We start from the raw sequence: 25,654 nt of genomic DNA, 5'->3' as shown, positions 1-25,654 counted from the left end.
TTGCCGCTGACGGCAAGCTTGCGCAGCCGGGTTTGCAAACGCTATGACTCGTTTCGCAAACTCCTGGGGGGACACGGGATGGCGACGCAGAAACTCTACGCGGGGCTCAAGCTCCGCGAGACGCGCGGACGGCTGGGCCTGACGCAGAAGATCTTTGCGGAACGGCTGGGGGTGTCGCTGCCCTACCTCAACCAGATGGAAAACAATCACCGCCCGGTCTCGGCCGGGGTGGTGCTGGCACTGGCGGGCGAGTTCGGGCTCGACGTGACCGAGCTGTCTACGGGGGATGCCGAACGGCTGGTCAGCGACATGCGCGAGGCGCTGGCAGATCCGGTCTTCGCCGATGCCGCGCCGCCGCTTGCCGATCTGCGGCTGGCCGCCTCCAACGCCCCAGCACTGGCGCGGGCGTTTCTGGAGCTGCACCGGGCTTACCGGCAGACTCATGAGCGGCTGGCCTCGCTGGACGATGCCTTGGGGCGCGACGATGCGGCGACGCTGACCAGCCCTTGGGAAGAAGTGCGCGACTTCTTTCACTATTGCGATAATTACCTCGATGCCGTGGACCGGGCCGCCGAACGGTTTTCCTGCCCGGACGGCAAGCGCTTGGACCCGATGGTTCACGCGGCCGAACTGCTCCGCAGCCGGGGTATAGAGTTGCAATTTTGTGATGTCGATGCGCTTCGCTCGCAAGCCGGCCACCGGCTGCTGATCTCCACCCGCGCTGCCACCGCGACGCAACGCTTTCAGGTGCTGCACCAGGTCGCGCTGACCACGCAGAACGACCTTCTGGAGGCGACGCTGGACCTCGGCCGCTTCCAGTCCGAAACTTCCCGCGCCATCGCAAAGATCGGCCTCGCCAACTATTTCGCCGGCGCCGCGCTGCTGCCATATCGAGTGTTTCTGGAGGCGGCGCAGGAGGCGCGGCATGATCTGGAGCGGCTGGCCGACCAGTTCGGCGCCTCGATCGAGCAGGTGGCGCATCGGCTGTCCACCCTGCAGCGCCCCGGCGCCAAGGGCATCCCCTTCTATTTCGTCCGTGTCGATCAGGCCGGCACCATCACCAAGCGCCATTCTGCAACCCGTTTGCAATTTGCACGCTTCGGCGGCGCCTGCCCGCTGTGGAACGTGCATCAGGCCTTCGAAACCCCAGGCCGCTTCCTGCGCCAGCTGGCCGAAACGCCCGACGGGGTGCGCTATCTCAGCCTCGCGCGCGATGTGTCCAAGCCCGGCGGGTCGTTCCACGCGCCGATCCGCCGCTATGCCATCGGTCTGGGATGTGAGGTCAGCCACGCCGCGCAGGTGGTCTATGCCGACGATCTCGACCCGTCGAACCCGCGCGCCTATCAGCCCATCGGCATTTCCTGCCGGATCTGCGAGCGCAAGGACTGCCACCAGCGCTCCGTCCCGCCGCTGGAGCGCCGCCTGCGCGTCGATCCGGACCGGCGCGGGCTGCTGCCCTATGAGATTGCCTGAACGCAAAGGGGCCCCGGATCACTCCGGGGCCCCTTTGTCGTGAAGCGTTGCGGATCAGGCCTTGGCCAGCATCCGCGCCAGATCATCCTTCAGCGCCGCACGCTTCTTGCGCATCTCGACCTCGACCAACTGTTCCACCGGCTCGACATTGGTCTCGGCGCGGTGAACGTCGCGGTTGATCTCGTGATATTCCTCAAGGATCCGCGCGAAATGCGCATCCGAGGCCTTCAGGGCATGGATCTTCTCGGCTTCGCCGGGAAAATCCTCATAGATATCATGGGGGGTGTTCGACACGGGTCTCTCCCTTGTTCCTGTGTTGTCCGGCCCTAGGCTTAACCCGCGGTGCCCGCAACCACCTTGACCCGTATCAAGTCGGTGCTATCCGCCCGCCCGGCGCCATCCCGCCGCCCGCGCCTCGGCCTCGGTGCAGAACCAGCGCTCGCCTGCGTCGGTGTCGATGCGGGTATCGGCCCAGCTTCGGCTGCCCGGCACATGGTAGATCTGGCCGCGGGAAGAGATGTTGCCCTTTATCGTGCAATCCCCGGGGGCCGCCTGCGGCGCCGCGCGGCCAGCGGCGCGCACTGTATCCGGCCGCTCCGCCTCGCCATCCCACAGCCCGATCCCGGCCACCGCCGCGCGCTTTTCGGCATCGACATAGTCCAGCGAGTACTGCCGGTAGGCAAAGGCTGCGCCGCCCGCGACCATTGCAGCCGCCACATCGCCCCTCGCCCCGGTGCAGGTGGCGACCAGCCGGCCATAGCGGTCCTGCTCGCGCCCCTTGCAGCGCAGCCCGCCGCGCGCGAGCCCTGCCAGCACGTCGCGCGACCAGGCCCCGCAGGCCCAAGCCTGACCGTCGCGCCGGCAGGTCTGCGACATCTCCGGCGCGTCGATGCCATAGAGCCGAACCGTGACGCCCTCCACCTCCACCGTATCGCCATCGACAATCCGCGCCGGGCCAGAGACGGTCTGCGCAACGACCGGCCCGCCAAGCAACGCTGCCAGCACGATGGGACCAAAGAGTGAACGAATGGTTAACATGCCCCCTTCTGCCAGCCCCGTCCCTGCAGGGCAAGCGCCGACGGCCAGCGTGGTCAACGCAGCCAAGACCCGCTTGCGCAGCCCCCCGGCATCGGGGATGGTCGGGCCGCCGCGCCCGGATGCGCCGCCCCTAAAGGCACCAGATGATCCTGCTCCAGAATGGCCCCGGCGGCCTCCCCGCCCTGTTCGACGCGCCCCGCACCCTGATCCGCGCCGACAGCGCGGTGGAGGTCGTGCCGGCGCTGGAGCAAGCCGAGGCGGCGCTGGCCTCGGGGCATTGGGTTGCCGGGATGCTAGCCTATGAGGCGGGGTTTGCACTGGAGCCCGCCTTGGCGGGGCTGCAGCGTCCGGCCGGCCCGCTGGTCCATCTCGGCGTCTATGATGCACCGCGCGATGCGACCGAAACGTTTGCCCGCGCCGAGGCCGAGGCGGCGGATGCCCGGCTGACCGCGCCAATTCCCACCCTTCCCCGCGCCGCCCATGCCGAGGCAATCGCCCGCGCGCTGGAGCTGATCCGCGCCGGCGATTGCTATCAGGTCAACCTGACCTTCCCGCTGACCACCGAGGCGCAGGGCACCCCCCTCGGCCTCTACGCCGCGCTGTCGCGGGTGCAGCCCGTCGGGCATGGCGCGGTGGTGGCACTGCCGGACACGCCCGCGCTGGTCTCGCTGTCGCCCGAGTCCTTCTTCGCCACCGATGCGGCGGGCGGCATCACCGTGCGGCCGATGAAGGGCACCCGCCCCCGCCACCCTGACCCTGCGCAGGATGCGGCCCTTGCCGAGGGCCTTCGCGCGGCGGTGAAGGACCGCGCCGAGAACCTGATGATCGTGGATCTGATGCGCAATGACCTGTCGCGTATCTGCCGGGTCGGCTCGGTCAAGGTGCCGCAGCTGTTCGCGGTCGAAAGCTTCGCCACCGTCCACCAGATGGTGTCCGAGGTGCGGGGCCAGCTCCTCCCCGGCACCGGGCTCGCCGGCATCCTGCGCGCGATCTTTCCCTGCGGGTCGATCACCGGCGCGCCGAAGATCCGGGCGATGCAGATCATCCATGAGCTGGAGCCGCACCCTCGCGGTGCCTATTGCGGGGCGATCGGCTGGGCGGGGCCCGATGGCTCATCGGCCTTCAACGTGGCGATCCGCACTTTGACGCTGCAGACCGGCGGAGCGGTCACGCTCAATGTGGGCGGCGGCGTGGTCGCGGACAGCACCGCCGAGGGGGAATGGGAGGAGGCGCTGTGGAAAGCCCGTTTCGCCCGACTGACCTGACCCCCGACCTGCGCCTGATCGAGACGCTTGGGTGGGACGGCCGGCGCCTTGTGAGGCTGGACCGGCACCTTGACCGCCTCGCCAGCAGCGCAGCGCGGCTTGGCTTCGACCATGACCCCGAAGCCGTCGCCAAAGCCCTTGCCACCATCACCGGCCCCGCCCCCCTGAGGGTGCGGCTGACGCTGGCGCAGGACGGCCGCGCAGAGGTCACCCATGCTCCCCTCGCTCCGCACCCGGCGCTTTGGCGTGTCGCGCTGGCGCAAACCCGGCTCGACGCCGCCGACCCCTGGCTCGGCATCAAGACCACCCGCCGGCAGCTCTATGACCGGGACCGCGCCGCGCTACCGTCAGGCACCGACGAGTACATCTACGCCAACCAGTACGGCGAGCTTTGCGAGGGCACCATCACCACCCTCTTCTTCGACCTCGGGAGCGGCCTCTGCACCCCGCCCCAGCGTTGCGGCCTGCTGCCCGGCTGCCTGCGTGCGGAGATGCTGCAGACGGGCGCGGCGCGCGAGGCGGTGCTGACCCTCGCCGACCTCCCCCGCGCCCGGCTGTGGATGGGCAACTCGCTGCGCGGGCTGATCCCGGCGGCCCTCTAACGCTGCGCAACCTGCCAATTGGGGCTCTGCCACGGCGCCGCGTTGGAGGGGGCCAGCATCCCCTTGCCAAGGATATGGTCCGCCGCCTTCTCGCCGGTCATGATCGAGGGGGCGTTGAGGTTGCCGTTGGTGATGCTTGGGAAGATCGAGCTGTCGGCGACCCGCAGCCCCTCCACCCCGATCACCCGGCAGTCGGGATCGACCACCGCCATCGGATCGCTCGCCGCCCCGATCCGCGCCGTGCCGCAGGGGTGATAGGCACTTTCGGCATGTTCGCGGATGAAGCCGTCGATCTCATCATCGCTCTCCACCGCCGCGCCCGGCTGGATCTCGTGCTTCACATAGGGCGCGAAGGCCGCCTGCGCGAAGATCTCGCGGGTCAGGCGAACGCAGCGGCGGAACTCTTCCCAATCCTCGGGCTGGCTCATGTAGTTGAAGCGGATCACCGGCGCCTCGCGCGGATCAGCTGACCGCAGGGTGACAGACCCGCGCGAGCGCGAGCGCATCGGGCCGACATGCACCTGAAAGCCATGCCCCTCCGCCGCGACCTTACCGTCATAGCGCACGGCGATGGGCAGGAAGTGGTATTGGATGTCGGGATACTCCACCCCCGGCGCGGACCGGATGAAGGCGCAGCTTTCGAACTGGTTCGAGGCGCCAAGCCCGCGCCCAGTGAACAGCCACTGCGCGCCGATGCCCGCCTTGCCGAGCAGGTTCCAGTATTTGTAAAGCGTGACAGGGAGTTTGGAGGCGAACTGCATGTAGACCTCCAGATGGTCCTGCAGGTTCGCGCCCACCCCCGGCCGGTCTGCCACGACGTCGATGCCATGCTCCGCCAGATGCGCCGCAGGGCCGATGCCCGACAGCATCAGCAGTTTGGGGGTGTTGATGGAGGAGGCGGACAGGATCACTTCCGCCCGCGCCGTGATAACTTCGGTCTTGCCGCCCCGGTCCACCTCTACCCCCACCGCGCGGCCGTCCTTGATGACCACCCGCCGGGCCAGCGCGCGGATCAGCGTGCAGTTGCCGGTCTTCAGCGCCGGGCGCAGATAGGCGTTCGCCGCAGACCAGCGCCGGCCCTTCCAGATCGTCGCCTCCATCGGGCCGAAGCCCTCCTGCTTCTCGCCGTTATAGTCGTGGGTCAACTCATAGCCCGCCTGCTTGCCGGCCTCGATGAAGGCGGAGAACAGCGGGTTCGACCGCGGGCCGCGGGTGATGTGCAGCGGGCCGCTGTCGCCGCGCCAAGTGGGATCGCCGCCATCCTTGCCGCCGTGCCAGGTCTCCATCCGCTTGAAATAGGGCAGCACGTCCGCATAGCCCCAGCCCTGCGCGCCCATCTCGGCCCAGGTGTCGAAATCGCGGGCATTGCCGCGGACATAGACCATGCCGTTGATCGAGGACGACCCGCCCACCACCTTGCCGCGCGGGGTGGCAAGGCTGCGATTGCCCAAGTGCGGCTCGGGTTCGCTACGCAGGCCCCAGTCATAGATGCCCATGTTCATCGGATAGCTCAGCGCCGCCGGCATCTGGATGAAGGGGCCAGCGTCCGACCCGCCATGCTCGATCACCAGCACCTTGTGGCCAGCGCCCGCCAGCCGGTAGGCCACGGCCGAACCGGCCGAGCCTGCGCCTACGATCACATAATCCGCTTCCATCCTGGTCATCCTCGTGTCCGGCCCCGCCGGCAAAATCTTCGTTCGTGTCTGGCGGGCTGTGCCGGCCCATCCGAAAAATCAGTAGGGCGCGTCCACCGGCCCCATGCCGACATAAACCGACTTCACTTGCGTATAATGCTCGATGGCCGCGCGGGAGTTTTCCCGCCCGACGCCCGATTGCTTGACGCCGCCGAAGGGCGCCTCGACCGGGGTCAGGTTATAGGCGTTGATCCAGCAGGTGCCGGCCTCCAGCCCCGCCGCCATCCGGTGCCCGCGGGCGATGTCGCGGGTGAAGACACCGGCGGCGAGGCCGAATTCGGTGGCATTGGCGCGGGCGAGCACCTCATCCTCATCGGCAAAGTCCAGCACCGCCATCACCGGCCCGAAGATCTCCTCGCGCGCAATCGACATGCTGTCGGTGACATCCGCAAACACCGTCGGCTGGATGTAATAGCCGGAGTTCAGCGGCACCCGCGCGCCGCCCGTCACCAGCCGCGCGCCCTCCGCCTGCCCGGCGGCGATGTGGCCTGCGACCTTCTCCAGCTGCGCGGCGCTGACCAGCGGGCCCATCTGCGTCGCCTCCTCGCGCGGATCGCCAAGGATAATCGCCTCGGTCCGCGCTTTCAGCCGGTCCAGGAACCGCTCCTTGATGCCGCCCTGCACAAACACCCGCGTGCCGTTGGAGCAGACCTGCCCGGCCGAATAGAAGTTGCCCAGCATCGCCGCGCCGACCGCATCTTCCAGATCGGCATCGTCGAAGATGATCAGCGGCGACTTGCCGCCAAGCTCCATCGTCACATGCCGCATCCCCTCGGCGGCGGCGGCGTAGACACGGCGGCCAGTCGGCACCGATCCGGTCAGCGAGACCTTGGCCACGCGGGGATCGGTGATCAGCCCCGCCCCCACCGCCCCGCGGCCCTGCACCACGTTGAACAGGCCCGCGGGCAGCCCGGCCTCGATGTAGAGTTCCGCGAGTTTCAGCGTGCAAAGCGGCGTGGTTTCCGACGGCTTGAACACCATCGCATTGCCGAAGGCGAGCGCGGGGGCGGATTTCCAGCAGGCTATCTGGGTGGGATAGTTCCACGCGCCGATGCCGACGCACACGCCGAGGGGCTCGCGGATCGTGTAGACGAAATCGCGCCCAAGCGGGATGGTCTCGCCCGTCACCGTGGGGGCAAGCCCCGCGAAATACTCCAGCGCATCGGCGCCAGAGCTGGCATCGGCCACCAGCGTTTCCTGGATCGGCTTGCCGGTATCGAGGGTTTCCAGCGCCGACAGTTCGGGGTTGCGCTCGCGGATCAGGGCGGCGGCGCGGTGCAGGATGCGGGCGCGCTCCACCGGCTTGCGGGCGGCCCAGTCCTTTTGCGCACGGGTGGCGGAGGCCAAGGCGGCCTCGATGACGGCCGGCGTCGCCTCATGCAGCCGGGCGATCACCTCGCCGGTGCCGGGGAAGATCACGTCGATGACCGCTCCGGCGCTGTCCTCGACATAGGCGCCGTCGATGAAGTGGCTGGCCTCTGGCTGGGCGATCAGGGTCATGGGGTCTCTCCGGCAAGTCGTGAATGTGTGGTCGCGGCGATCGCTCGCCACAGAAAGTCAGGCTCGCGGCGATCACTCGCCGCGGGGAAAGCGTTTGCTCTCTTCGAGGATGTTGAGGTCCATGTGATTGCGCATGTACTGCTCGGACGCCTTCTTCAGCGGCTGATAGTCCCAGGGGTAATAGCCCCCCTGACGCAGCGCCTCGTACACCACCCAGCGGCGGGCCTGACTGGCGCGGACATCGGCGTCGAAACGCTCCAGATCCCAGCGGGTCGCGGCCTCGAACTTCAACTCCGCCAGCGTGGCGGCATGGGCCGGATCCTCGGCGAGGTTGCGCAGTTCGTGGGGGTCCGCCTCGAGATCGAACAGCTGATCCGGGTCCAGCTTGCACAGGTTCAGCTTCCAGCGGCCCTTGCGCAGCGACACCAGCGGCGCGTTGCTGGCCTCGGCGGCATATTCCATCGCCACCGCTTCGGCCCGCGGCGCACCGCCTGCCAGCGGCAGCAGGCTCTGCCCATCGGTCCAGGGCATCACTTCGTCCATGGAAATCCCCGCCAGATCGCACAGCGTCGGCGTGACGTCGAGGGTGGAGACGGGATCGGTGATAAGCCCCGCCGCCATCCCCGGCGCCGACAGCATCAGCGGCACGCGCGAGGAGCCATCGAAGAAGTTCATCTTGAACCACAGCCCACGCTCGCCCAGCATGTCGCCGTGGTCGGACACGAAGACCACGATGGCCTCTTGCCGCGTATCCTCCAGCGCCTGCAGGATCTCGCCGATCTTGTCGTCGCAATAGGAGATATTGGCGAAATAGGCGCGGCGCGAGCGCTGAACCATATCGTCCGTCAGATCGTAATTGTGCCAGTCCGAGGCGTCGAAGATGCGCCGCGAATGGGCATCCTGTTCGGAATAGGGAATGAGCCCGACCTCGGGCATCAGATGCTCGCAGCCCTCATAAAGATCCCAGTATTTCTTGCGCGCGACATAGGGATCGTGCGGATGGGTGAAGCTGACCGTCAGCATCCAGGGCCGCGCATCAAGGCCGCGCGACAGATCGTAGATCTTCGCCCTGGCCTGATGGGCGACGTCATCATCGTATTCCAGCTGGTTGGTGATCTCGGCGACCCCGGCCCCGGTGACCGAGCCCATGTTGTGATACCACCAGTCGATCCGCTCGCCCGGCTTGCGGTAATCCGGCGTCCAGCCGAAATCGGCGGGGTAGATGTCGGTGGTCAGCCGCTCCTCGAACCCGTGCAGCTGGTCGGGTCCGACGAAATGCATCTTGCCGGACAGCGTAGTCAGGTACCCCGCGCGGCGCAGGTGGTGGGCGTATGTGGGGATGTCAGACCGGAACTCGGCGGCGTTGTCATAGACCCCGGTGCGCGAGGGCAATTGCCCCGACATGAACGAGGCACGCGCGGGGGCGCAGAGCGGCGAGGCGGTATAGGCATTGGCGAATCGCACCGAGCGCGCCGCCAGCTTCTTCAGATTCGGCGCATGCAGCCAATCCGCCGGGCCATCGGGAAACAGCGTGCCGTTCAGCTGATCGACCATCAGGATCAGGATATTCGGGCGGGTCATGGGCGGGTTCCTTGTGCAAGTTCGGCCTCAAAACTGCTCATCACCAGCAGCGCCGCAGCCTGTCGGTCGGGTGCCTGCACGCGCAGCGCCTGGCGCAGATAGACGCCGTCGATCAGCGCCCCCAGCCCCTCGGCCACCGCCCCGGCCCGCGCGCCGACCAGCGGGCGCAGGTCATGGGTCAGGTTCGAATGCAGGCGGCGGCGGTAGATCTCCAGCAGCCGCCGCGCCTCGGGCATGGTCTGGGCCAGAACGTAGAAATTCAGCCATGCCGCAATGACTTCGCGGCGGAAGTTCGTGCTGGAAAACGACACCCGCACGATCGCCTCGATCCGCGCCCGCGGCTGATGCGCGGTGGCCAGCGCGCCCCGCACCTCGGCCCCGTAGATTGCCAGCACATGCCGCATCGCCGCCAGGAAGATCGCCTCCTTGGAGCCGAAATAATGGTGCGCCAGCGCCGCCGACACGCCGGCGCGCTTGGCGATCTGCGCCACGGTCACCTCAAGGGTTCCCGCAAGGCCGATCTCCTGTATGGTCGCCTGGACAATCTCTGCCCGCCGAAGAGGCTCTGCCGCGATGCGTGCCATGAAAACCCCGGAAAACTGTTGCAATCTAATCCTAGGGGTGGATTAATTGACTCGTCAATCAAGAAACCGGGGCACACCCGAACCCAATTCCATGACGCACAGGGAGCGCCAGATGAAGAAGACCGTTACCACCGCCCTCGCCGTTTCGGCCCTCGCCCTCGCAGCCGCCGGCCCGGCCGCGGCGGCAGGTTGCGATACCGTCACCTTCTCGGATGTCGGCTGGACCGACATCACCGTCACCACCTCGGCCGCCAAGCAGGTGCTGACGGCCCTTGGCTATGGCGTCGATGTGAAAGTGCTGGCAGTGCCGGTCACCTTCGCCTCGCTGGAAGCGGGCGATATCGACGTGTTCCTCGGCAACTGGATGCCGGCGCAGGAAGGGGCGATCAAACCCTATCTCGACTCAGGGTCCATCGAAGTCGTCGGCACCAACCTTGAAGGCACCCAGTACACGCTGGCCGTGCCGACCTATCTGGCCGAAAAGGGCCTGAAAACCTATGCCGACGTCGCCAGCTTCAAGGACGAGCTCGACGGCAAGATCTACGGGATCGAGCCGGGCAATGAAGGCAATACCTACCTGATCAGCCTGACCGAAGCCGGCGGCCCTTTCGAGGGATTCGACATCGTCGAAAGCTCGGAACAGGGGATGCTGGCGCAGGTTGCGCGCTATTACCCGAATCAAGAGGGCGTCGTGTTCCTTGGCTGGGCCCCGCACCCAATGAACGCAAATTTCGACCTGACCTACCTGACGGGCGGTGAGGATTTCTTCGGCGGCGCGGGCATCGTGCAGACGGTGGCGCGCAAGGGCTATGTCGAGGAATGCCCGGCAATTGGCGCACTGCTGAAGAACATGACCTTCTCGCTCGAGATGGAAAACCAGATCATGGGCGAGATCCTGGATAAGGGCGCAGAGCCTGACGCCGCCGTCGCCGAATGGATCAAGGCCAATCCGGCGGTTCTGGATGGCTGGCTGGCCGGCATCACCACCAAGGACGGCGCCGAGGGTCTTCCCGCCGTCAAGGCCGCGATGGGCCTCTAATCGCTGCATGACGGGGGCGGCGCGCGCCGAATTTCCGGCGGCGCCGCCCTTCATGCATAACCATCCCCTGCCGCATCCTTTTGCGGGCTGCGGCCCCGGTTCCCCACCCCGCACGCAAGGGAGACGCGCGCCCGATGGACTGGCTGACCCAGAAGATTCCCGTAGGCGCCTGGGCTAAAAGCGTCTTTGACTGGCTGAATGCCCATGGCGGCCCCCTGTTCGACCTGATCGCCTCGGTGCTCGAATCGGTGATCGACGCGATGCTGTTCGTGCTGCAAGGCACCCCGCCTTTGGTGCTGATCGCGCTCTTCGTGGCGCTGACATGGGTGCTGCAACGCAACTGGAAGACCTGCCTTCTGGTGGGGCTCGGGTTTCTGTTCATCCTCAACCAGGATTACTGGGACGAGACAATGCAGAGCCTGACGCTGATCCTGTTTTCCTGCTTCGTCTGCATGACCCTGGGCGTACCCATCGGCATCGCCGCCGCCCACCGCCCGCGCCTCTACCAGAGCATGTCGCCGGTGCTGGACCTGATGCAGACGCTGCCGACCTTCGTCTACCTGATCCCGGCCATCGTGTTCTTCGGCCTTGGCATGGTGCCGGGGCTGATCGCCACCGTGGTCTTCGTGCTGCCTGCGCCGATCCGGCTGACGCAGCTGGGGATCTCCTCGACCCCGCCCGCCCTGCTGGAAGCGGCGACCGCCTTTGGCGCCACCCCCACCCAGCGGCTGTGGAAGGTGGAGCTGCCCTATGCCCTGCCGCAGATCATGGCGGGCCTGACGCAAGCGATCATGCTGTCGCTGTCGATGGTGGTGATCGCGGCGATGGTCGGGGCCAACGGGCTTGGCGTGCCGGTGGTGCGGGCGCTGAACTCGGTCAACACCTCGCTGGGGTTTGAATCGGGGTTCATCATCGTGGTGGTGGCGATCATCCTCGACCGGATGCTGAAGATGGAGCGCAAGTCATGAGCGTCGCGGTGGAATTTGACAATGTTTCCATCGTGTTCGGAGACAAACCTGATGTAGCCCTACCGCTGATGGATGCCGGCCAGACCCGCAGCGAAGTGCAACGCGCCAGCGGTCAGGTGCTGGGGGTCCACAACTGCTCGCTGACAGTCGACGAGGGCGAGATCCTGGTGCTGATGGGGCTGTCGGGGTCTGGCAAGTCCACCCTCTTGCGTGCAGTCAACGGGCTGAATCCGGTCTGCCGCGGCCGGGTCATCATCCATGATGGCGACTGGAACTGCGATGTGGTCTCGGCGCCGCCGGCCGACCTTTTGCGGGTGCGGCGCGAATGCGTGGCGATGGTCTTCCAGCAATTCGGCCTGCTGCCCTGGCGCAGCGTGCGCGACAATGTCGGGCTGGGGCTGGAGCTGGGGGGGATGAAACCCGCCGAGCGCCGCAAGAAGGTGGATGAACAGCTGGCGCTGGTCAGCCTGTCGGACTGGGCAGACCGGCGGGTCGGCGAGCTGTCGGGCGGGATGCAGCAGCGCGTCGGCCTCGCCCGCGCCTTTGCCACCGATGCGCCGATCCTGCTGATGGACGAGCCGTTCTCGGCCCTCGACCCGCTGATCCGCGCCCGGCTGCAGGACGAGCTACTGGAGCTGCAGGCCAAGCTGAAGCGCACAATCATCTTCGTCAGCCATGACCTTGATGAGGCCTTCAAGCTCGGCAACCGCATCGCGCTGATGGAGGGCGGGCGCATCGTGCAGATCGGCACCGCCCGCGATATCATCGCCAATCCGGCCGATGACTATGTGGCCGATTTCGTGGCGCATATGAACCCGCTCGGCGTGCTGACCGCCGAGGATGTGCTGGAGCCCGGCGAGGCTCCGGGCGCGCCCGTGGTGGCGCTGGACCTGCCGGTGCGGGACGTGATGGCGCATCTGCGGAGCCACACCGCCGTGGCGGTGGAAGGCGGCGGCCGCGTGACGCGGGAAGGCGTGATCGGGCGGCTGATCGCGGTGTAGGGTTAAACCTTCGCCGCGTTCGGCGCCGGCGTCACTGCGGCCCGTTTCAGCACCGCTTCGCGCCAGGTCATGTAGCTGATGGCAGCGATGATCAGGCCGCCGCCCAGCATCACGAACGGGTCCACCGGCTCGCCGAAGACCGCCATGCCGAGGATCGCGGCCCAGACCAGTTGCAGGAAGGTTACCGGCTGGGTCACGGTCAGCGGCGCGGCCTCGAAGGCGCGGGTCATGCAGTAATGGCCGCCGGTGGCGAAGGCGGCGGTGGTGGCCAGCAGGGCAAGCTGCGACCCGGTCGGCGGCACCCAGTGCAGCGCGGCGAAGGGGGCCAGGCCGATGGTCACGGTCAGCGACATCATCGCCACCACGGCCGTGGCCGAGACCAGCCCGCTCAGTTGCTTGGCAAAGAGGTAGGAGACCGCGAAACAGGCCGCAGCGCCGAGTTGCGACAGATGCGCAGGCTCGATCTCGCGCAGCCCTGGGCGCAGGATCACCAGCGCGCCGAAGATCGCCACGCAGATCGCGAGGATCCGCCGCAACGCCAGTTTCTCGCCGAAGATCAGCGCAGCGCCAATCGTTACGCCGATCGGGTTCAGATAACCGATGGCGGTGACTTCGGCCACGGGGAGCCGCGCCATGGCGTAAAACCACAAGATCACCGCGACGGTGTGCAGCGCACCGCGGGCCGCGAACAGGCGCCAGACGACCGGCGAGAACCCGGTCTTCAGGGCGGGCAGCAGCACCGGCATCAGGAACAAGAGGCCGAAGGCAAAGCGCAGAAACGCGCTCTCGGCCGCGGGCAGCGCGGTGCCAAGGTAGCGGACAGTGGCGTTGACGCCGACGAAGGCGAAGCCCGAGGCGAGCATCCACAGGACGCCGGCCAGCGGGCGGGAGGAGGAAGGCGCGGTCATTCCGGCACCTGACAGAATGCCGCGGGCCGGTGCAAGCCCAAAGCCTCAGCCAAAGGCCAGTCCGGCGGCGATGGACCACATCACGCAGCCGATCACGGCATCGAGCACCCGCCAGGCCACAGGCCGCGCGAAGAGCGGCGCCAGCAGCCGGGCGCCATAGCCGAGCGAGAAGAAGAACAGCACAGATCCGGTCATGGCGCCCGCGGCAAAGGTTGCCTCCTGCCCCGGGAACTGCGCCGAGATGCCGCCGAGCAGCACCACGGTATCCAGCCAGACATGCGGGTTGGCGAAGGTAATCAGCGCCAGCGCGCCGAGGGTTGCGCCAAGGGTCGCGCGCGTGGCCCGCGCCGCCTCAAGCGCCGCCCCGCCGCGCCAGGCCGACAGGAAGGCCCGCGCGCCGTACCACAGCAGGAAGGCGATCCCCCCCCCAACGCAGCGCCGGCGCGAGCCAGGGCATCCGGTCCGAGGCGAGCGCGAAGCCCCCCACGCCAAGCGCGATCAGGCCCGCATCGGCCAGCGCGCAGAAGGCGCAGGTGGCCAGCACATGCTCTCGGCGCAGCCCCTGCCGCAGCACGAAGGCATTCTGCGCGCCGATGGCGACGATGAGGCCGAGGCCGAGGCGGAGGCCGGCGAAATAGGCGACGAACATGGGGATCTCCCTTTGAGGCAAGGGATCGACTATCGGGCGCGGCGGGATTAGAAAAGGTAATCCTGCTAACTTCAGATTAGGATTTCTTATGTTTGATCCTGCCCATCTGGCTACCCTCGCCGCCGTGCTACGCCTTGGCAGTTTCGAGGCCGCCGCTGCGGCGCAGAACGTGACGCCCCCTGCCGTCTCGCAGCGGATCCGCGCGCTGGAGGAGCGGGCGGGCACGGTGCTGGTGGAGCGGACCCAGCCCGCCCGCGCCACCCCGGCCGGGGCGCGGCTGGCGCGGCATCATGAGGAGCTGCGGCTGCTGGAGCAGGGCCTCGCCCGCGATCTGGGCCGCGCGGCGGGGCCGGCGGCGAGCGTGCGGATTGCGGTGAATGCCGACAGCCTGGCGACCTGGTTCCTGCCGGCGCTGGCGGCAGTGGAGGGGATGCTGTTCGACCTGGTGATCGACGATCAGGACCACTCCGCCGACTGGCTGCGCCGCGGCGAGGTGATGGCGGCGGTGACGGGTCATCCCGGCCCGGTACAGGGCTGCGACGCGCGCCCGCTGGGATCCTTGCGCTACATTGCCACCGCGAGCCCGGGCTTCGTGGCGCGCTGGTTTGCGGGCGGTGTGACTGCGGAGGCGCTGGAGCAGGCCCCGGCGCTGATCTTCAACGCCAAGGACAGGTTGCAGGCGGATTGGGCGGCGGCGGCCACCGGCGCGCGCCCTGCCCTGCCGGGCCACCGCATCGGCTCCAGCGAGGGATTCGTCACCGCCGCTCTGCTGGGGATCGGCTGGGGGCTGAACCCCGAGCCGCTGGTGACGGAGCATCTGAGGGACGGCCGGCTGGTGGTGCTGCGGCCGGACCTGCCGCTGGACGTGGCGCTGCATTGGCAATGGATCCGGCTGGCGGGGGAGCCGCTGGCGCCGCTGACGGCGGCAGTTAGGGCGGCGGCGCGGCGGGGGCTGGCGGCGTGACTTGACTGGCAAAGGCGGGGGGCCGTCTGCCCCCCGCGCCCCCCGAGGATATTTAGGCAAAGAAGAAAGGGGTGCGGTCAGGCGCGGCGCTCGGCCAGCCAGAGGGAGCGGCCTTGGGTGGCGGGGTCTTCGGCGATGAAGAGGCGGGGGAGCAGGCCGGCAGCTTCCAGCACCGCGGCGTATTCGGCGGGGGTGAGGCTGGCGTGGTAGACCGACTCGCCGCCGACGGTGCCGATGGGCTCGCCAGCGTCGGGGCCGCAGGTGAAGAGGAGGCGCCCGCCGGGGGTCAGATGCGCGGCGAGGCGAGGGATCAGGGCGCACTGGTCCGCGGGGGTGAGGTGAAAGAAGCTGTCCCAGGCGAGGATGGCGGCGAAGGTGGTGCCCAGTGCCAGGCCCCGCATGTCGCCTCGGATGAACCGCGCTTGCGGCACGCGGGCCCGCGCCAGCGCCAGCATCGGGGCGGAGCCGTCGAGGCCAGTGACAGCGAAGCCTTGGGCCGCGAGATGGGCGGTGATGGGCTCGCCTGCGCCGCAGCCGAGGTCGAGGACGGGCGCGCCCGGGGCGAGGCCCTCGGTCAGGCGGTCGAGCCAGGGGCGCTCGTAGAGTGACCGGTCGCGGCTTGTGTCGAAGGCGGCGGCTTGTCGGCGGTAGGTGCCGGCGATGCTGTCCGGGGTGCCGGGATCAGGGGGCATCTGCAGGGGCGGCATCGGGCAGCGCAGCCACCAGCGCGGCGAAGTGGTCGCCGCGTTTCTCGAAATTGGGATACTGGTCGAAGCTGGCTGCGGCGGGGGCGAGGAGGACGGTCTCGCCCGGCTCCGCCTCGGCGGCGGCGCGGGTCACGGCCGCCTCCATCGTCTCGCAGATTTCATGCGGGGTGGCGCCGATCTCCAGCGCGAAGTCGCGGGCGGAGTGGCCGATGAGGTAGGCCTTGCTGACCGAGCCGAGGAAGGGCACCAGCCCGGCGATGCCGCCATCCTTGCCGAGGCCGCCGGCGATCCAGCGGATGCGGGGGAAGGCCTGCAGCGCCTTGGCGGCGCTGTCGACATTGGTGGCCTTGCTGTCATTCACGAAGCGCACACCGCCCCGGGTGGCGATGGTCTGGCTGCGATGCGGCAGGCCGGCAAAGCTGGTCAGCGCCTGTTCGATCAGCCGCGGCGGCAGGCCGAGGCTGCGGCAGGCGGCATAGGCGGCGCAGGCGTTCTGGTGATTGTGCGCGCCCGGCAGGCCCTGAATGGCGCGCAGGTCGATGGCGGCGACCTGCTTGCCCTTGCGCCATTCGGCGAGGAAGCCCTTTCGGGCGAAGACCGTCCAGCCCTCCCCCTCCAGCTTCTGCCCGGCGCTGACGCGGATCACCCGGTCATCGGCCGCGCCCTCGGCCATCTGGTTCGCAAGATACACACCCTCGGGCTCATCGACCCCGATCACCGCGCGGTCGGGGCCGCCTTCCGCGAACAGCCGCCGCTTGGCGGCGAAGTAGCCGCCATAGCCGCCATGCCGGTCGAGGTGATCGGGCGAGAGGTTAGTGAAGACCGCGACATCGGGGGTCAGGGCGCGGGCAAGGTCGGTCTGGTAGCTGGACAGCTCCAGCACCACCACCTCGCCATCGGTCGCCGGGTCCATGTCCAGCACGCCGCGGCCGATATTGCCGGCCATCTGGGTGGGGCGGCCGATGACCTGAAGGATATGGTGGATCAGCGCCGTGGTGGTGGACTTGCCGTTCGACCCGGTGACAGCGACGACCTTGGGGACGAGGTCGAAATCCTCCCACTCATCAACCGCCCAACTGCGGAAGAAGAGGCCGATGTCATTGTCCACCGGCACGCCAAGCGCCATCGCCTTCGCGATATGCCGGTTCGGCGCGGGGTAGAGGTGCGGGATGCCGGGCGAGGTCACCAGCAGCACTACGCCCTCCCAGGCCGCATCGCGGCCAAGGTCGGTGCAGGTGAAGCCCTCGGCTTCGGCCTTGGCGCGGGCCTCGGGGCTGTCATCCCACAGGACCGGCTCGGCGCCCCCCGCCTGCAGCGCCCGCGCGGTGGCAAGGCCGGAGCGGCCGAGGCCGAGAACGGCCACCTTCTGGCCGGCATGGCCTTGGACGGGAATCATGGGCGTGCCCCTTGCTGTGATCTGGCGCGGAAGATGGGGGATGGCGCCGGGGGGCGCAAGGTGCGCCCCCTCTTAGCGCAGTTTCAGCGTGGCGAGGCCGATCAGCGCCAGGATCAGCGAGATGATCCAGAAGCGGATCACGATCTGCGGCTCGGCCCACCCCTTTTTCTCGAAATGGTGGTGGATCGGGGCCATCAGGAACACGCGGCGGCCCGTGCGCTTGAAGTAGAGCACCTGGATGATGACGCTCAGCGCCTCGACCACGAAGAGGCCGCCGACGATGGCCAGCACGATCTCGTGCTTGGTCACCACGGCAATGGCTCCGAGCGCGCCGCCAAGCGCAAGGCTGCCGGTATCGCCCATGAACACGGCGGCGGGGGGCGCGTTGTACCACAGGAAGCCAAGCCCGCCGCCGATCAGCGCCGCGACGAAGATCAGCAATTCGCCAGTGCCGGCGACATAGTTGACACCGAGGTATTGCGCGAAGTCGACCCGGCCGACGGTATAGGCGATTACCCCAAGCGTGCCGGCTGCGATCATCACCGGCATGATCGCCAGCCCGTCGAGCCCGTCGGTCAGGTTCACGGCATTGGCCGCGCCGACGATCACCACCATCGAGAAGGGCACGAAGAAGATGCCAAGGTTCAGCATCGTTTCATTCAAGAAGGGCAGCGCCAGCTTGCCCGTCAGCTCTGCCGGATGGAACCATGCCGCCGCAGCCCCGGCCAGCGCCGCGATCAGCAGGCCGATGATGAAACGGGTGCGGGAGGACAGGCCCGCGGTCGTCTGCTTGGTGACCTTGGCATAGTCATCGGCAAAGCCGATCAGCCCAAAGGCATAGGTGACCAGCAGCACGATCCAGACATAGGGGTTGTCGAGCCGCGCCCATAGGAGCGTGGAGAACAGCAGCGCCGAGAGGATCAGCAGGCCGCCCATGGTGGGCGTGCCGGCCTTCACGAAATGCGTCTGCGGCCCGTCCTCGCGGATCGGCTGGCCCTTCTTTTGCTTGCGGCGCAGGAAGTTGATCAGCGGTTGGCCAAAGATGAAGCCAAAGATCAGCGCGGTGAAAAAGGCCGCACCAGCCCGGAAGGTGATGTAGCGAAACAGGTTGAACAGATCGCCGCCGTCCGAAAACTGCGTCAGCCAATAAAGCATTTACTCGGTCCCTCGATTGTCGTGCGCGACCGCTTGGCCGAGTTTGCGCAGCGCGTCAACCACGAGGCTGACTTTGATGCCCTTCGATCCCTTGACCAGCACGACATCGCCGGCATCGGCCAGATGATGCGCGCGGGCGGCAAGCGCCGGGGCGGTTTCGTGCCACTCGCCCCGCTGCGCGCGGGGCAGAAGGTCGTAGAGCGTCTTCATCCGCGGGCCGACGCAATGCACCAGCTTGATGCCGGCCATTGCCGGATGTTGGGCGATGTCCGCGTGCATCCGCAGCTCATCCGGCCCCAGCTCCAGCATGTCGCCCAAGACGGCAATGCGGCGGCCTTCGGATTTGCGGCCGATGCCATCGGTTGGCCGCGCGGCGCCCAGCATGTCGAGGGCGGCAGCCATCGAGGCGGGGTTGGCGTTGAAGGCGTCGTCGATCAGCTCGAAGGACAGGTGGTCATCGACGATGTCGAGCACGATGCGCTCCCGGGTACCACGGCCAAGCGGCGGCGCCCAGAGGCCAAGGTCCAGCGCAGCGATGGCGATATCGGCGCCCACCGCCTCGGCCACCGCCAGCGCGGCAAGGCCGTTCTGCGCGAAATGGCGGCCGGGAGTGCGAACCTTGAACAGCAGCGGCAACCCGGCATGGTCGGCCTGCACGATGGTGGCGTCGGGGGTCATCTGCGCGTCGATCAGCCGGAAATCTGCGCCGGGGATGGGGCCGAAAGTCAGGATATTCGCGGCGCGGGTGGCGGCCAATGCAAGGATGTCGCTGACCGGCAGGCCGAGCGGAATCACCGCGGTGCCCCCCGGCTCCAGCCCGTCAAAGATCGCGGCCTTCTCGTGCGCGATTGCCTCGATGCTGTCGAACGCCTCCAGATGTGCGGCGGCGACGGTGGTGATCATCGCCACATGCGGGCGGGCGAGGCGGGCGAGCGGCGAGATTTCGCCCGGGTGGTTCATCCCGATCTCGATCACCGCGAAATCGGCATCCACGGGCATCCGCGCCAGCGTCAGCGGCACGCCCCAGTGGTTGTTGTAGCTGGCCTCGGCGGCATGGACGCGGCCCTGCGCCGTCAGGATTGCGCGCAGCATCTCCTTGGTCGAGGTCTTGCCGACCGATCCGGTGATGGCGATGACCTTGGCCTGCCCCCGCGCTCGTCCCGCCGCGCCGAGGGCCGCGAGACCCTCCAGCACATCGGGCACGATCAGCAGCGGGTCTTTGTCGGTGCAGCCGTCCGGAATGCGGCTGACCAGCGCCGCGGCGGCGCCCTTGTCCAGCGCGGCGCGGACGAAGTCATGGCCATCGCGCGCGTCGGTCAGCGCCACGAACAGGTCGCCCGGTTGCAGGCTGCGGGTGTCGATGGAGACGCCGGTGGCGGCGAAGGCTTGGGTGGCGCGCCCGCCGGTTGCGGTTGCGGCGTCGGCAGAGGTCCAGAGCGGGCCTGAGTTCAAGGATGTCATATCCGGCCCTCCAGCGCGGCGACGGCGACGCTGGCCTGTTCGGCATCGTCGAATGGGTAGACGGTATCGCCGACGATCTGCCCCGTCTCATGGCCCTTGCCGGCGATCAGCAGCGCGTCCCCCGGCCCGAGCGCATCCACCCCGCGCAGGATCGCCTCGGCGCGGTCGGCGACCTCTGTCGCGTTCGGGCAGCCCGCCATCACCTCGGCGCGGATCACTGCCGGGTCTTCGCTGCGCGGGTTGTCATCGGTGACATAGACCAGATCGGCATGGCGCGCCGCCGCCTCGCCCATCAGCGGGCGTTTCACCTTGTCCCGGTCGCCGCCCGCGCCGAAGACGCAGACGATCCGGCCCATCACATGCGGGCGCAGGGATTGCAAAGCCGAGGCCAAAGCGCCGGGCTTGTGCGAGTAATCCACGAACACCGTCGCGCCATTCTCGCGCGTGGCGACATGCTGCATCCGGCCGGGAACGGTGGAGAGGCCCGCCAGCGCGCGGAACACCTCCTCGGCCGGGCTGCCCGAGCCGATGCAGAGGCCAGCGGCCAGCAGCACGTTCTCCGCCTGAAAGCCGCCGATCAGGTTCAGCCGCAGCTGCCGGTCCTCGCCCAGCCAGCCGACGCGCACATCCTGACCCGTGGCGTCAAAGCGCTGCGCGATGATGCGCAGGTCGGCGGCTTGCGTCGGCCCGGTCAGCATCAGCCGGTGGCCGCGCCCCTCGATATGTTCGGCGATCATCTGCAGCCCACTCTGGTCGGCGGTGTTGACCACGGCGCTGGCACCCGCGGGCAGGATGCGGCTGAAGAGCCCGCCCTTGGCGGCGAAATATTCCGCAAAACCCGCGTGATAGTCGAGGTGGTCCTGGCTGAAATTGGTGAAGCCCGCCGCCTTCAGCCGTACGCCATCCAGCCGCCGCTGGTCGAGCCCGTGCGAGGATGCCTCCATCGCCGCATGGGTGATGCCGGCCGCCGCCGCCTCGGCCAGCAGCCGGTGCAGGGTGATCGGCTCGGGCGTGGTATGCTGCAGGGGAGCGTGAAAATCGCCCAACACCCCCATCGTGCCGATATTGATCGACGGCAAGCCCATCGCCTGCCAGATCTGCCGGGTGAAGGTGGCAACGCTGGTCTTGCCGCTGGTGCCGGTGATCGCCACCACGGTGGCTGGCTGCGCGCCGAACCACAGGGCGGCGGCCCCGGCCAGCGCGGCGCGCGGATCCTCGGCCACGATCAGCGCGGCGGGGCTGGCGTCCAGCACATCGCGGGCAATCGCGGCGCCCGCGCGGTCGGTCAGCACCGCGCCCGCGCCCATGCGCAGCGCATATTGGATGAACTCGGCGCCATGCACGCGGCTGCCCGGCAGCGCGGCAAACAGGTGCCCCGGCTTCGTTTGCCGGCTGTCCACCGACAGGCCGGTGACGGCCGCATCGGCGCCGCCCTGCGCGGTCAGGCCCAGTTCGGCCAGCGTCTTGGTGGAATGCGCCATCGGAGCCTCTTTGGTTCGGCGCCGTCTTGCGCCCCGTCAGTTGCGGACGAGTGTTATCCCATGCTGGACCGGGGGTTCAACCTCGGGCCGCAGACCCAGCATCGGTGCCACGCGCCGGATGATCTCGGCGCCAACCGGCACCGCAGTCCAGCCCGCGGTACGGCGCGGCACGCTGCCAGAGTTCTCGGACGGCTCGTCCAGCGTGACGATCATCACATATTCGGGGTCATGCGCCGGGAAGACGGACGCAAAGGTGGCGATCAGCCGATCCTTGTAATAGCCGCCCGTCGGCTTGGCCTTGTCGGCAGAGCCGGTCTTGCCGCCCACCGCATAGCCCGGCACCTCGCCAAAGCTGGCGGTGCCGCGGGTCACCACGGCGCGCAGCATGGTGCGCATGATGCTGGAGGTTTCTTCCGACACCACGCGCGGCCCCGGCGCCGGCATTGGCGATTTCAGGATCGTCGGCACCACCTTGGTGCCGCCGTTGAGGACAGAGGCATAGGCCGCCGCCAGATGCAGCGGGCTGGCCGACAATCCGTGGCCGTAAGACACGGTCATCGTGGTGATCTCCGGCCAGTTGCGCGGCAGGATCGGCTTGCCGGTCGGCGCCTCGACCATCTCGATGGCCGTCGGCTCCAGCAGACCCAGCGTGCCAAGGAAGGCCTTCTGCCGCTCGCCACCGATCATCAGCGCCACCCGCGCCGTGCCGATGTTCGAGGATTTGACGATGATGTCGGTCACCGAAAGCTCGGCGCCATAATCGTGGAAATCACGGATGCGGTGCTTGCCCCAGGTCATCGGCGATTTGGTGGCGATCTTGGTCTCGGGGTTCACAAGGCCAAGGTCCATCGCCTGCGCAATGGCGAAGACCTTGAAGGTGGAGCCCAGTTCATACACCCCCTGCACCGCCCGGTTGAACAGCGGGCTGTCGGACGGATCGCCCTTCAGCGCCGGCTGCGGCCGTGTGTTGGGGTCGAAATCGGGCAGCGAGGCCATCGCCACCACCTCGCCCGAATGGATATCCATCAAGATCGCCGTCGCGCCCTTGGCGTTCATCAGCTTCATGCCGCCGGCCAGCACTTCCTCGATGGTGGCCTGAATGCCAAGATCGATGGACAGTTGCAGCGGCTGCCCACCATTGCCCGGGTCGCGCAGCCAGCCGTCAAAGGTCTTCTCCACCCCCGCGGTGCCGATCACCTCGGCCGAATGCACGCCTTCGCGGCCAAAGCTGGCCCCGCCCAGAACATGCGAGGCGAGCGCGCCGTTGGGATAGATCCGCATCTCGCGCGGGCCGAACAGCAGGCCCGGATCGCCGATGTCATGCACCGCCTGCATCTGCTCGGGGCTGATCTTCTTCTTAATCCACAGGAATTTGCGGCTGCCGGTGAAATCGTCCTTCAGCCGTTCGGCATCGAGGTCGGGGAAGATCGCGGCGAGTTCAACGGCGGCGCGTTCCGGCTCCACCATGCTTTGCGGCTGCGCATAGAGCGAGTGGGTCACGAGGTTGGTGGCGAGGATCCGCCCCTCGCGGTCCACGATATCGGCGCGCTGCGCAAGAATCGAGGCGCCGGAGGCCGCGGCCCGCGGCTCTACCGGGTCGGTTGCGGCCAGCAGGCCCATGCGGGCGCCGACCACGGTGAAGGCGGAAAAGAACAGCAGGCCCATCACCAGCAGCCGCCCCTCGGCGCGCTGGCGGGACTTGTCGCGCATCGCCTCATGCCGCAGGCGCAAGTTCTCGCGCTCGATGGCGTCGGGATTCTCGCCGCGGTCGCGGGCGGACAGGATGCGGGCCAGCGGGCGCAGCGGGGTGCGGATCACGGCGTCGTCTCCTCTGTTTCGGGCAGGGCCCCGAAGGTTTCCACCGGATCGGTGACAGGCGGCAGCGGTTTTTCCGGATAGCCGACCTGTGCGGCGGTGCCGAATTGCGCGGCGCGCAGCGGCAGCAGTCCAAGCCGGTCGAAGTTGATCTCGGCCAGCTCGCGCAGCCGGTCGGGGCGGTTCAGGTAGGCCCATTCCGCTTTCAGCACATTCATGCTCTCGCGCAGATGGCCGATCTCGGATTGCAGGCGGTCGATCTCGGTCAGGCGGGCCTGGGTGCGGTAATTCTCGCGGTAGGCCCAGAAGGCGAGGCCCATGACGGCCAGCGCGGTGAGAACGTAGAACAGGCTGCGCATGTCAGTGGCCTTTCCTGCGGGGGGCGGGGTCCAGCACGGGTTGCGGCAGGCCGAGCGAGGAGCGATCCGGCCGCCCCGCGGGCGCATCGGTGCGCTGCGCGACACGCAGCTTGGCCGACCGGGCGCGGGGGTTCTCGGCAAGCTCGGTATCGTCGGGCGCCACGGCGCGGCGGGTCAGCAGCTTGAAGGCCGGGGCCGCGTCCACCCGTTCGGGCGCATAGCGGCTACCCTGCGCCTCGCCGCCGGAACGGGCGAGCAAGAACCGCTTCACCACCCGGTCTTCGAGCGAATGGAAGGTCACCACCGCCAGCCGCCCGCCGGGCTTCAGCGCACGTTCCGCCGCCTCCAGCCCCTCGATCAGCTGGCCGAACTCGTCATTCACCGCGATGCGGATCGCCTGGAAGGTGCGGGTGGCGGGATGGCTCTGCCCCGGCTTGGGGCGCGGCAGGCAGGATTCGACCACGGCGACCAGCGCGCGGGTGGTGGTGATCGGCGCCGCCTCGCGTGCCCGCACGATGGCCTTGGCAATGCGCCGCGCGGCGCGGTCCTCGCCATAGTGATAGATGATGTCGGCCAGATGCGCCTCTTCGGCCTCATTGACGATGTCGGCGGCGCTGGTGCCGGTGCTGCTCATCCGCATGTCGAGCGGGCCGTCCTTCATGAAGGAAAACCCGCGCTCGGCCTGATCGAGTTGCATGGACGACACGCCCAGATCGAGGACCACCCCGTCGAGCAACTCGCTGGCAAGGCTGTCCATGTCGGAAAAGGTGCCCTCGACCAGCCGCAGCCGGTCCCCGAAGTCGCCCGCCCACTCCGCCGCCATCGCGAACACCGAAGGGTCACGGTCCACGCCGATCACGCGGGTAGCCCCCGCCTCCAGCAGCCCGCGCGCATAGCCGCCAGCGCCAAAGGTGCCGTCGAGCCAGAGTCCCGTCACCGGCGCCACCGCCGCCAGCAGCGGGCGCAGCAGAACCGGAACATGGGGGGCTGCGGTCTCTGGGCCTGTGCCGGGTTCGCCAGTGCCGGATTTGGCGGTCATGGCTCAGACATCTCCATCCAGCAGCGCCGCGACATCGACACCGGGGGCAAGGCCCTCGATCTCTTCCTCGGCCTTCTCGGCCACGTCGCGGTCATAGGCTTCGGGCTGCCAGATCTGGAAGGTGTCGGCGGTGCCGGCAAAGACGGCTTCCTCGCCAAGCGTCAGCTTCTCGCGCAGCTTCTGCGGCAGAACGATGCGGCCATCGCCATCAATCTCGGCCACGGTGGACAGGGTGATGAACACCCGCTCCAGCGCACGGCGCCGCGGGGTGCCGCGCGGGATGGCAAGGATGCGCGCTTCAAGCGCGGCCATGCCGTCAACCGTATAGCATTCCAGAAATTCGCGTCGGGCATCGCCGTAGACGATGACAAAGCGGGCGCCGCCCTTGAGCTTGTCATCCTCGCGCAGCGCCTCGCGCCGGGCGCGGAACTCCGGGTCGCCCTCTTCGAGGTGACGCCGAAATGCTGCCGGAATGGACACCCTGCCCTTTCCGTCAACTTTCTGGCTGAATTCGCCCCGGAACGACCCCGTCACCTTAGGTTTCCTTCACCGCCCGTGTTTCTGCTTTCCGCGGCGCGATCAGGCCCCCGCCCGACCCCTGCCCCCGGAAAGACAACGGCGGACCGGGCTGCTGCCACTGCCCGGTCCGCCGCCCCTCGTCCCATCACTGGGTATGTCCGGCTACGCGCGCCACCTGGGGGGATGTCTGCTCGCCCGCGCGCCGGATCTCTTTGGTCTTCGATAAACTCGAGCGCCTGTATGAAACCTGCACTTCTTTTCGCCGATTTGAGGTCTTGGTGCCTCTTACTCGTGTTCATCTTGTGAACAGGGATGACATGGGACTTCATGGTAATCAACAGGTAATTCTGGGACCGGATGGAGTGGATACAGGGACGAGCCCCGGAGAAGGGCAAGGCCCGCCTCGGGATCGAAGCCCATATAGACATTTTCTGGAACATACACACCAGATATGGA

General features: G+C 68.0%; 23 protein-coding genes and 1 pseudogene. 7 read left to right on the top strand and 17 right to left on the bottom strand.

Translation table 11 applies throughout. The features are described 5' to 3' along the window. The first annotated feature begins 78 nt into the window (after nt 1–78). Nucleotides 79–1,473, top strand: coding sequence for a short-chain fatty acyl-CoA regulator family protein (locus Q8S30_RS11335; RefSeq protein WP_305666125.1), 1,395 nt, complete (start codon nt 79–81; stop codon nt 1,471–1,473). Nucleotides 1,474–1,527: 54 nt separating this feature from the next. Here Q8S30_RS11335 and Q8S30_RS11330 read toward each other — a convergent pair whose 3' ends face one another. Both Q8S30_RS11330 and Q8S30_RS11325 read right to left on the bottom strand, forming a co-directional pair. Continuing rightward, nucleotides 1,528–1,767, bottom strand: coding sequence for a YdcH family protein (locus Q8S30_RS11330; protein WP_305666124.1), 240 nt, complete (start codon nt 1,765–1,767; stop codon nt 1,528–1,530). Nucleotides 1,768–1,851: 84 nt separating this feature from the next. After that, nucleotides 1,852–2,511 (bottom strand): thermonuclease family protein, encoded by a 660-nt coding sequence (locus Q8S30_RS11325; protein WP_305666123.1) that lies wholly within the window; start codon nt 2,509–2,511, stop codon nt 1,852–1,854. Between the two features lie 143 nt (nt 2,512–2,654). On the opposite strand from Q8S30_RS11325, the gene Q8S30_RS11320 reads away from it, so the two are divergent. Together Q8S30_RS11320 and Q8S30_RS11315 are read left to right on the top strand one after the other, a co-directional pair. Then, complete coding sequence (locus tag Q8S30_RS11320; RefSeq protein WP_305666122.1) at nt 2,655–3,776, top strand: aminodeoxychorismate synthase component I; 1,122 nt, start codon at nt 2,655–2,657, stop codon at nt 3,774–3,776. After that, nucleotides 3,746–4,378 carry an aminotransferase class IV family protein gene (locus Q8S30_RS11315; protein ID WP_371135506.1) on the top strand — a complete coding sequence of 211 codons (633 nt, stop codon included), beginning with the start codon at nt 3,746–3,748 and terminating at the stop codon, nt 4,376–4,378. Before Q8S30_RS11320 ends, Q8S30_RS11315 begins: the two co-directional genes overlap by 31 nt. On the opposite strand, the gene betA is transcribed toward Q8S30_RS11315, so the two are convergent. The 4 genes from betA to betI form a co-directional block, all read right to left on the bottom strand. Further along, nucleotides 4,375–6,033: a choline dehydrogenase gene (gene betA, locus Q8S30_RS11310; RefSeq protein ID WP_305666140.1), complete on the bottom strand. Its 1,659-nt coding sequence runs from the start codon at nt 6,031–6,033 to the stop codon at nt 4,375–4,377. The genes Q8S30_RS11315 and betA overlap by 4 nt on opposite strands. 78 nt (nt 6,034–6,111) lie before the next feature. Next, entirely contained in the window at nt 6,112–7,566 is a 1,455-nt protein-coding gene (gene betB / locus Q8S30_RS11305) for a betaine-aldehyde dehydrogenase (protein ID WP_305666139.1), read from the bottom strand. Between the two features lie 78 nt (nt 7,567–7,644). After that, nucleotides 7,645–9,153: a choline-sulfatase gene (gene betC / locus Q8S30_RS11300; protein WP_305666120.1), complete on the bottom strand. Its 1,509-nt coding sequence runs from the start codon at nt 9,151–9,153 to the stop codon at nt 7,645–7,647. Further along, on the bottom strand, nt 9,150–9,737 hold the full coding sequence (gene betI, locus Q8S30_RS11295; RefSeq protein WP_305666119.1) for a transcriptional regulator BetI: 588 nt from the start codon (nt 9,735–9,737) through the stop codon (nt 9,150–9,152). The genes betC and betI overlap by 4 nt, the downstream gene beginning before the upstream one ends. Nucleotides 9,738–9,849: 112 nt before the next feature. On the opposite strand from betI, the gene choX reads away from it, so the two are divergent. The 3 genes from choX (at nt 9,850) to choV (ending at nt 12,745) form a co-directional block, all read left to right on the top strand. Next, nucleotides 9,850–10,776, top strand: a complete 927-nt coding sequence (gene choX, locus Q8S30_RS11290) for a choline ABC transporter substrate-binding protein (protein WP_305666118.1) — start codon at nt 9,850–9,852, stop codon at nt 10,774–10,776. Between the two features lie 134 nt (nt 10,777–10,910). Next, the gene (gene choW, locus Q8S30_RS11285; protein ID WP_305666117.1) at nt 10,911–11,744 is read left to right on the top strand and encodes a choline ABC transporter permease subunit; all 834 of its coding nucleotides are present in this window, start codon (nt 10,911–10,913) and stop codon (nt 11,742–11,744) included. Then, the gene (gene choV, locus Q8S30_RS11280) at nt 11,741–12,745 is read left to right on the top strand and encodes a choline ABC transporter ATP-binding protein (protein ID WP_305666116.1); all 1,005 of its coding nucleotides are present in this window, start codon (nt 11,741–11,743) and stop codon (nt 12,743–12,745) included. Before choW ends, choV begins: the two co-directional genes overlap by 4 nt. A gap of 2 nt (nt 12,746–12,747) precedes the next feature. Here choV and Q8S30_RS11275 read toward each other — a convergent pair whose 3' ends face one another. Further along, nucleotides 12,748–13,653 carry a DMT family transporter gene (locus Q8S30_RS11275; protein ID WP_305666115.1) on the bottom strand — a complete coding sequence of 302 codons (906 nt, stop codon included), beginning with the start codon at nt 13,651–13,653 and terminating at the stop codon, nt 12,748–12,750. A gap of 45 nt (nt 13,654–13,698) precedes the next feature. Further along, a pseudogene (locus Q8S30_RS11270) lies at nt 13,699–14,302 on the bottom strand (LysE/ArgO family amino acid transporter). An 88-nt stretch (nt 14,303–14,390) separates the two neighbouring features. Here Q8S30_RS11270 and Q8S30_RS11265 point away from each other — a divergent pair. Continuing rightward, complete coding sequence (locus Q8S30_RS11265) at nt 14,391–15,266, top strand: LysR family transcriptional regulator ArgP (RefSeq protein WP_305666114.1); 876 nt, start codon at nt 14,391–14,393, stop codon at nt 15,264–15,266. Between the two features lie 77 nt (nt 15,267–15,343). On the opposite strand, the gene Q8S30_RS11260 is transcribed toward Q8S30_RS11265, so the two are convergent. The 9 genes from Q8S30_RS11260 to mraZ form a co-directional block, all read right to left on the bottom strand. Then, nucleotides 15,344–15,958, bottom strand: a complete 615-nt coding sequence (locus Q8S30_RS11260; RefSeq protein ID WP_305666113.1) for a trans-aconitate 2-methyltransferase — start codon at nt 15,956–15,958, stop codon at nt 15,344–15,346. Further along, entirely contained in the window at nt 15,948–17,369 is a 1,422-nt protein-coding gene (gene murD / locus Q8S30_RS11255; RefSeq protein WP_305666112.1) for a UDP-N-acetylmuramoyl-L-alanine--D-glutamate ligase, read from the bottom strand. Before murD ends, Q8S30_RS11260 begins: the two co-directional genes overlap by 11 nt. Nucleotides 17,370–17,441: 72 nt before the next feature. Continuing rightward, nucleotides 17,442–18,524, bottom strand: a complete 1,083-nt coding sequence (gene mraY / locus Q8S30_RS11250) for a phospho-N-acetylmuramoyl-pentapeptide-transferase (RefSeq protein WP_305666111.1) — start codon at nt 18,522–18,524, stop codon at nt 17,442–17,444. Continuing rightward, nucleotides 18,525–19,985, bottom strand: a complete 1,461-nt coding sequence (gene murF, locus Q8S30_RS11245; protein ID WP_305666110.1) for a UDP-N-acetylmuramoyl-tripeptide--D-alanyl-D-alanine ligase — start codon at nt 19,983–19,985, stop codon at nt 18,525–18,527. Then, nucleotides 19,982–21,466, bottom strand: a complete 1,485-nt coding sequence (locus Q8S30_RS11240) for a UDP-N-acetylmuramoyl-L-alanyl-D-glutamate--2,6-diaminopimelate ligase (RefSeq protein WP_305666109.1) — start codon at nt 21,464–21,466, stop codon at nt 19,982–19,984. Before Q8S30_RS11240 ends, murF begins: the two co-directional genes overlap by 4 nt. A 36-nt stretch (nt 21,467–21,502) precedes the next feature. Then, on the bottom strand, nt 21,503–23,284 hold the full coding sequence (locus Q8S30_RS11235; protein ID WP_305666108.1) for a penicillin-binding protein 2: 1,782 nt from the start codon (nt 23,282–23,284) through the stop codon (nt 21,503–21,505). Continuing rightward, entirely contained in the window at nt 23,281–23,640 is a 360-nt protein-coding gene (locus Q8S30_RS11230; protein ID WP_305666107.1) for a cell division protein FtsL, read from the bottom strand. Before Q8S30_RS11230 ends, Q8S30_RS11235 begins: the two co-directional genes overlap by 4 nt. 1 nt (nt 23,641) lies before the next feature. Further along, on the bottom strand, nt 23,642–24,679 hold the full coding sequence (gene rsmH / locus Q8S30_RS11225) for a 16S rRNA (cytosine(1402)-N(4))-methyltransferase RsmH (protein ID WP_305666106.1): 1,038 nt from the start codon (nt 24,677–24,679) through the stop codon (nt 23,642–23,644). A gap of 3 nt (nt 24,680–24,682) precedes the next feature. Continuing rightward, nucleotides 24,683–25,213, bottom strand: a complete 531-nt coding sequence (gene mraZ / locus Q8S30_RS11220) for a division/cell wall cluster transcriptional repressor MraZ (protein ID WP_305666105.1) — start codon at nt 25,211–25,213, stop codon at nt 24,683–24,685. Nucleotides 25,214–25,654: the final 441 nt, after the last annotated feature.

This window comes from Frigidibacter sp. (genome assembly GCF_030695035.1).
Lineage (GTDB): Bacteria > Pseudomonadota > Alphaproteobacteria > Rhodobacterales > Rhodobacteraceae > Frigidibacter.
The sequence above is the reverse complement of the archived record's forward strand: the minus strand, read 5'-3'. Positions and strand labels throughout refer to the sequence as shown.